We start from the raw sequence: 5,759 nt of genomic DNA, 5'->3' as shown, positions 1-5,759 counted from the left end.
GTGGGGGATGTGGCGGTGCGGGCCTATTGAGGTGGCGCGCCTTGAGGTGGGGCTGCGCTGCTTTTTGCCGATGCGCAGACGGGCCCCGCCCCGTCCTGGGGGACAAACCACCCTGAATCAATTATCGAACACCGTCAACCGCCGAGAGAAGGCCTACGCGGCGAATACCACTCGGTCGGAGCAGCGCGAGGCCCGCGGACCTCAGCCCGAAGGCGCCGAGCTCGGCGGCCCCGACTTCGCCCCCGACGACGCGCTCGGCGTCCCGCTGCCGCTCGGCGAGCTCGGCGCTCCCGACGAGGGCGCGCCGCCAGAAGGCGCGCTTGTCGTCCCGCTGCCGCTGGGCGGGGAGGTCGGGGCGTTCGGGGTGGTGTGCTTGTACAGGGCCTCGGCGATCTTCAGCGTGAAGGTCTTCGCGTCGTCGCCCTTCACCAGCGCCTCTTGGGTGGTGATCAGGTACGTGCGGTTGCCGTCGTACATCACCAGGACGGCGTCCTTGCCTGTCTCGGTGACGAATGTGGCGGGGTGGCCGGCGACCGAGATCGGGGCGTACTGGTCGCCCTGGCCGGCGAAGGTGCCGACGGTGCCGGCGCCGTGGCTCTGGGCGGTGGCGGCGTCCGCGTAGATCGCGAGCTGGATCTCCACCTGGTCGCCGGTGACCTTGCCGGTGGCGTCCTGGACGACGCCGTACTGGCAGCGGACGCGCCCCAGCTGCTTGGCCGCCGTGGGCTGGAAGGCCGTGAAGAAGTCGCCGCCGTTGAGGGGGCTGCCCAGGGCCAGCTGCATGTCGGCGTCGGTGACCAGGCCGCTGCAGTTCTTCGGCAGCTGGGCCGGGGTCAGCGTCGGGCCTGCCGCCGGGTCGAAGCTGGGCTGCTGGGTCGGCGTGCTGGACGTCGGGGAGCCGGGGAAGGAGCCGGCGGCGGTGGTGCTCGAGGAGGAGCCCTTGTGCACCGAACCGCTGCCGCCGCACGCGGTCAGCGCCAAGGCCGCCGCGCAGGCGACGCCGAGCGCGGCCACGCCTGTGCCGGATATGCGCGTCAGGGGCCGGCGGGCCGCAGCCGGGGCCGGGGTCGTAAGGGTCCGCATGCTTGGCAACCTATCGAATCGGTGTGGCGGGCGAGAAGGTTTTCCGATCAGCTCCGCGACCCTCACCCCGAGGTGACCGACGGGGACATCCCGTTGGCGGCGAGCAGGCGCGGCGCACCGCTGCCGTCAGCGGGCACAGCGTACAGGTCGCTGCCGGGGTCGTCGGCGTGCGGGACCGCGTACATGACCGTGCTGTCGTTCAGCCACGCGGCCTGGTCATCGACGCTGCGGGTCTCGGCCAGCGGCGTCTCCTGCATGGTGGCCAGGTTCAGCACGGTGAAGCGCCAGGGGTGCCGGATGTCGTCGGACACGCGCTTCTTGAACACCAGGCGCGTCCCGTCCGGGGACAGCGAGGGGCACTCCACGTTCTCCCGCAGCGCGGTCATCTTGCGCGCCTTGAAGTCGCCCTTCATCAGCCACGTCTTACCGTTGCTGCCCATAGTGGCGTAGAACGTATTGTCGTCAGCGGTATAGGTGACGCCCCAGAAGTTGATGTCGACGGCTTTATAGAGGCTGCCGTCCACGTAGGCGTTGAAGTTCTCTAGAGAGTCGACGTACTGCCCCGTCTTAAGGTCCAGCATCGAGGCACGAGTAGATGCGCCGGGCGTCGTATAGGAGTCGCCGTACACGAAGATCGTCCACGCCGCCATGCGGCCGTCCGCAGACAGTCGCGCGCGGTTCGGCGTACCGGCGATGGCCACCTTCTTGATCTGCTTAAGAGAACTGTCGTAGACCTCCGCATAGGCCTGGCTCATGAGGCTTCCCTCGGATTGCAGACAGAGGAGTACGCCAGAAGCCGTGTAGGACCGTTCGCACGGAACAGTGGAAACCGTGGGCACGGCCGTCGACGCCGCACCGATAGGAGACTCCACCAGCTTGCCGAAGTCCGGGCCCTGCACCATCGACCGGTAGGTCAACTCCCCCGCAGCAACCGTGAAGCCTCCGCTGACGCCGGCACGCTTAGTGGAACGTCCCAGGAAGGCCGTCAGTCCGGCGGCGACAGCGATCACGACCAATACGGCGATCGACGAGATGAGGATCTTGGCGCGGTTGTCGCGCGGTGCGGCATCACCCTCATCACCACTGACTTCCCCCAAGGTCTCCTCCTCAAGGTCAGCCATCGGCATGTTCCTTCCACGGCGACACCAGCAGCGTCGAGATGGTGATCGCCACAGCCATGGCGCCGGAGAACCAGAGCATGACCGTCTTGGGATCGGTGTGCGACCACGCCACCCCGAACGCGACGGACGACGCGAACCCGGCGACGGCACCGATCGACTGCATCACCGCGAGCCCAGAGGTACGCAGCGCGGAAGGGATGCGCGGGCCGCAGTACGCCATGAGAACGCCGTCAGTGGCCGCGTAGGCGATGCCGGGAAGCACGAGTGCGGACACCAACAGGACGCCGTCAGGGACGTTCGTAGCCAGGAGCGCATAAGCGAGGACAAGGAGCAGGTGCCCGACGACGAACACCTTCCAGCGCCCCACCCGGTCGGCCAGGCGACCCACCGGGATGGCCATCAGGACGAACGTCCCCATGGTGCCGGTGGCGAGCAACGCGTACTCGGAAGCGCTGAGTTGCATTCTGTGCGCGAGCGTCAGGTACACGAAGGTGTCGCTCACCCAGGCGAGTGCCAGAAGCCCCACCGCGATACCCGTAAGGATGAACCATTTCTGTCGCAACAACCTGAAGGCCGCACGCAGAGACGCCTCAGAACGCTCCTGCAGTTCCTTCTTGTGGTCCGTCACGTAAAGGCAGAACACCACCAGACCGATGGCCGCAACGCAGAAGGCGATGATGAACAGCGCGTCGAACGCTTTGCGTTCCGTCCCGAACTTCGCCGTCCACAGCAGTACGAACGACGCGATGAGCGGACCTGTAGCCGCGCCGATGTTGTCGAGCATGCGGTGCACGCCGAATGAGCGCCCCAGGATCTGCGGCGGAGACGACAGCGAGATCAGCGCATCGCGCGGCGCAGAGCGCATCCCCTTACCGAAGCGGTCCGCACTAAGGAGTCCGCTCAGGCCGCCGAAGGAGGGCCCGACGATGGGGAACCCAAGTTTGGTCACCGCGGAGGCGCCATACCCGATGCCGGCCAAGAGCTTGCGGCGCTGCCACCGGTCCGACAAATACGCGGCAGGGATGGCCAGCAGCGCGGGGATGCCGTTGTAGAGCCCGTCCAGGAAACCGATCGCCGTCGGGGTCTCGTGGAGCACGTTGAGCAAGTAGTAGCCGACCACCGCGACCAGCATCTCCGAGGAGACGTCCGTCAGGAGGCTCACCGTGCCGAGCATCTTGACGTTGAAAGGGACCCGCTCCCGCGTGCTCCTGGTTTCCTGGATGCGCTTGGCGGTTCTCGATCCCGTCAAATACACGTCGAAACAATAGCGAAAGCCCCGTCCGCTTCAGGCGGACGGGGCTTTTTAGCTACGAACTGTTACGCGGCGAGCCTCAGCTCTGGCCGCCCGACAGCTTCTCGCGCAGCGCCGCCAGGGCCTCGTCGGAGGCCAGAGCGCCGCCGGCGCTCTCCTCGGCCGCACCCGAGGAGTACGACGAGGGGGCACCCTCGGCGTTCTCCTGGACACCGGCCTCGGCGTCGGCCTTGCGGGCCTCGGCGATCTGCTTCTGGTGCGACTCGTAGCGGGTGTGGGCCTCGGCGTACTGGCCCTCCCACACTTCGCGCTGGGCGTCGTAGCCCTCGAGCCACTCGCCCGTCTCCGGGTCGAAGCCCTCGGGGTAGATGTAGTTGCCCTGGTCGTCGTACGTCGCGGCCATGCCGTACAGCGCCGGGTCGAACTGGTCGGTCTCGATGTCGCCGGTGAGGCCCTCGTTGGCCTGCTTCAGGGACAGCGAGATGCGACGGCGGTCCAGGTCGATGTCGATGACCTTGACGAAGATCTCGTCGCCCACGTTGACGACCTGCTCCGGGACCTCCACGTGGCGCTCGGCCAGCTCGGAGATGTGGACCAGGCCCTCGATGCCCTCGTCCACCCGGACGAACGCGCCGAACGGCACCAGCTTGGTGACCTTGCCGGGCACGACCTGGCCGATGGCGTGGGTGCGGGCGAAGGTCTGCCACGGGTCCTCCATGGTCGCCTTCAGGGACAGCGAGACGCGCTCGCGGTCCATGTCGACGTCCAGGACCTCGACCGTGACCTCCTGGCCGACCTCGACGACCTCGGAGGGGTGGTCGATGTGCTTCCAGGACAGCTCCGAGACGTGCACCAGGCCGTCCACGCCGCCCAGGTCGACGAAGGCGCCGAAGTTCACGATCGACGACACGACGCCGGAGCGGACCTGGCCCTTCTGCAGGGTCGTGAGGAAGTTCTGGCGGACCTCGGACTGGGTCTGCTCGAGCCAGGCACGGCGGGACAGGACCACGTTGTTGCGGTTCTTGTCCAGCTCGATGATCTTGGCCTCGAGCTCCTTGCCGACGTACGGCTGCAGGTCGCGCACACGGCGCATCTCGACCAGGGAGGCGGGCAGGAAGCCGCGCAGACCGATGTCCAGGATCAGGCCGCCCTTGACGACCTCGATGACGGTACCGGTGACGATGCCGTCCTTCTCCTTGATCTCCTCGATCGTGCCCCAGGCGCGCTCGTACTGCGCGCGCTTCTTGGACAGGATGAGACGGCCTTCCTTGTCCTCCTTCTGGAGGACCAGGGCCTCGATGTGGTCGCCCACGGCGACGACCTCGTTGGGGTCGACGTCGTGCTTGATCGAGAGCTCCCGCGACGGGATCACGCCCTCGGTCTTGTAACCGATGTCGAGCAGGACTTCGTCCCGGTCGACCTTGACGATGACACCCTCGACGATGTCGCCGTCGTTGAAGTACTTGATGGTCTGGTCGATCGCGGCGAGGAATTCCTCCGCCGAACCGATGTCGTTGATGGCGACCTGAGGCGTTCGGGCGGTCTCGGTGCTGCTCGTCATGGGGAAGGGGGCTCCGGATACGGACACATTGTGGGCGACGGCCTCCACCGGTCGGGGATGCCGACGCTGGGACGAGTCCATCACCAGTCAAGAGCCGAACGGTCGACGAGGATCGGGTATCCAGCGAAGAAGATTCAGAACCTGCCCGCAGCGCATCGCCCAGAATACGGGTCGTACGCACGCGTGGTCAATCCGATACCCGCCCCCACCGGGGACGCCGACACGGCCCACGGCGCGACCGGGCACAACGAGCGGGCGCCCGGCTAACATCTCCACCTGCGTGATCGTCTTACGACCCGCTGGTGAAAGGATGCCCGCACTGTGACCGATGTGACGGAAGAGTCCCCGGAATTCCCCGGTGACCCCGGAATCGAAGATAACGATACGGTCCGCGTGGCCCGCCGTCACCTGTCAGATTCCGCCACGATCCGGGCGAACCGGGGCTGGTGGGACGCCAACGCCGACGATTACCAGGCCGAACACGGTGCGTTCCTGGGCGACGACCGCTTCATCTGGTGCCCGGAAGGTCTCGACGAGGCCGACGCGCGACTGTTGGGCACCGATCTGGCAGGAAAGCGCGTCCTGGAGGTCGGCGCCGGCGCCGCGCAGTGCTCCCGCTGGCTGGCGGCGCAGGGGGCTTACGCGGTGGCTTCCGACCTTTCGTTCGGGCAACTGGCTCATGCTCTGCGGATCGACGCGGGGACGGTTTTGGCGGCGGGGGCCGGGGCGGCAGGAGCCGGGG

5 protein-coding genes are annotated in these 5,759 nt (G+C 67.2%); 1 reads left to right on the top strand and 4 read right to left on the bottom strand.

From position 1 onward, the window contains the following. Positions 1-201: 201 nt before the first annotated feature. From GWK61_RS52220 to rpsA, 4 genes are all read right to left on the bottom strand, one after another. Positions 202-1,083, bottom strand: coding sequence for a hypothetical protein (locus GWK61_RS52220; protein WP_194921686.1), 882 nt, complete (start codon positions 1,081-1,083; stop codon positions 202-204). Between the two features lie 62 nt (positions 1,084-1,145). Further along, positions 1,146-2,204, bottom strand: a complete 1,059-nt coding sequence (locus GWK61_RS52215) for a TolB family protein (RefSeq protein ID WP_194921685.1) — start codon at positions 2,202-2,204, stop codon at positions 1,146-1,148. Beyond that, positions 2,197-3,366: an MFS transporter gene (locus tag GWK61_RS52210; RefSeq protein ID WP_194921684.1), complete on the bottom strand. Its 1,170-nt coding sequence runs from the start codon at positions 3,364-3,366 to the stop codon at positions 2,197-2,199. The genes GWK61_RS52215 and GWK61_RS52210 overlap by 8 nt, the downstream gene beginning before the upstream one ends. 169 nt (positions 3,367-3,535) lie before the next feature. Beyond that, the gene (gene rpsA / locus GWK61_RS52205; protein WP_194921683.1) at positions 3,536-5,017 is read right to left on the bottom strand and encodes a 30S ribosomal protein S1; all 1,482 of its coding nucleotides are present in this window, start codon (positions 5,015-5,017) and stop codon (positions 3,536-3,538) included. Positions 5,018-5,338: 321 nt separating this feature from the next. On the opposite strand from rpsA, the gene GWK61_RS52200 reads away from it, so the two are divergent. Continuing rightward, a partial coding sequence (locus GWK61_RS52200; RefSeq protein ID WP_499704281.1) for a class I SAM-dependent methyltransferase occupies positions 5,339-5,759 on the top strand: 421 nt, incomplete at its 3' end.

This window comes from Catenulispora rubra, assembly GCF_015356825.1.
GTDB lineage: Bacteria > Actinomycetota > Actinomycetes > Streptomycetales > Catenulisporaceae > Catenulispora > Catenulispora rubra.
The sequence above is the reverse complement of the archived record's forward strand: the minus strand, read 5'-3'. Positions and strand labels throughout refer to the sequence as shown.